Consider the following 1,478-nt stretch of genomic DNA (forward strand, 5'->3'; position numbering starts at 1 on the left):
ACCCAAGTGCTGTCTGATTGGCCTAAACGACGGTCTTGATGAGTCAGCGGGTTGTTAAGGTAATGTTCGTTACTCATTAGAAAGACTCCCTTTGTACGCCGCCGAGTGGCTCAGGTGTATAGTGTGATAAGTGGAAATTGAGCTGTTCGCACAAGACCTTGCGCATGTCTCTGGGCATAACAATTTGAGAGATCGACCCTAGGCTCAACGCCTCATTTGGGTTCATCAATTCTTCTTCATAGCGTTTTGCGAGTAAGGCTTCTTGCTCAGCGCCCCATTCGGCACTTTGCTCGCCTGTCTTAACCGCACCGCGAATAGCGCGTAACTCCTTCTTATAGACAAATTCTACACCTGCTGGTCCCATTACGGCTGCTCTGGTAGAAGGCAGGGCGCATACAAAGTCTGCACCTGTCTGATAGCAGTTGTAAGAAGCGTAAGCACCACCGAAAGCGTTACGAATGATCACCAAAAAACGAGGCGTTCTTAGGTCAATAATTGAATCAAGCATTGCTCTACCTGCTTGCACAATACCGTTTGATTCTTGATCTTTACCAGGTAAGAAACCCGTTGTATCTTCCATAAAGATGACAGGGATATTGTAAAGGTTACAGAAGCGGATAAAGCGTGCATTCTTATAGGCTGCATCAATATCAATCTGGCCTGAAGACACGGCGCTGTTATTGGCCAGAAAGCCGACCACATTGCCACCCATTCTACCCAAGGCTGTAACCGTGTTACGTGCACGCTCTTCCTGAATTTCAATAAAGTCGCCATGGTCGCAAAGTTGCTGGATCATGATAGTGACATCAATAGGCGTATTGAAACCGGTTGGGCTATTGAAGGCCTTCTTCAGCAGGATGTCGATATCCCAGGTCTTACGATCAATCGGATCGGACGTTTCCTGATAGGGTGCTAACTCGGAATTGTTGTTCGGAAGATATTTGAGTAGTTGGCGAACTTTCTTCAAGGCGCTGACTTCATCTTTTACCACGATATCTGTGACACCACTTTGGCTATGTACGCCAGGGCCGCCAAGCTCGTCAGGCGTTACATCTTCACCGAGTACACTTTTCACCACACCAGGGCCTGTTAGGCCAAAGAATGTATCATTTGGCTGAATCATAAAGCTACCTTGGCGTGGAAGGTATGAACCACCACCGGCATTAAAACCAAACATGCACATAATGCTAGGTACAACACCGCTGATCTTTCTTAAAGCGGTAAAAGCTTCGGCGTAACCGTCTAGACCGCCGACTCCGGCGGGGACGTAAGCGCCGGCACTATCGTTTAGGCCCACTAAAGGAATCTTTCGTTTACCCGCAAGCTCCATTAAGCGGGCTAGCTTAGTGCCGTTGGTGGCATCCATAGAGCCCGCCCTGACGGTGAAATCGTGACCGTATAAGGCAACGTCTCGGCCGTCTATTTTTACGACTGCCGTGACGATTGACGCGCCATCTAGATTTTTACCCCAGTTCTGG

General features: G+C 48.5%; 1 protein-coding gene. It reads right to left on the bottom strand.

The annotated features are described in order from the left end of the window. Positions 1–76: 76 nt before the first annotated feature. Positions 77–1,478: acyl-CoA carboxylase subunit beta (locus A3763_RS01725; RefSeq protein WP_068759837.1), on the bottom strand; the 1,402-nt coding region annotated here is incomplete at its 5' end.

The organism is Oleiphilus sp. HI0128 (assembly GCF_001635365.1).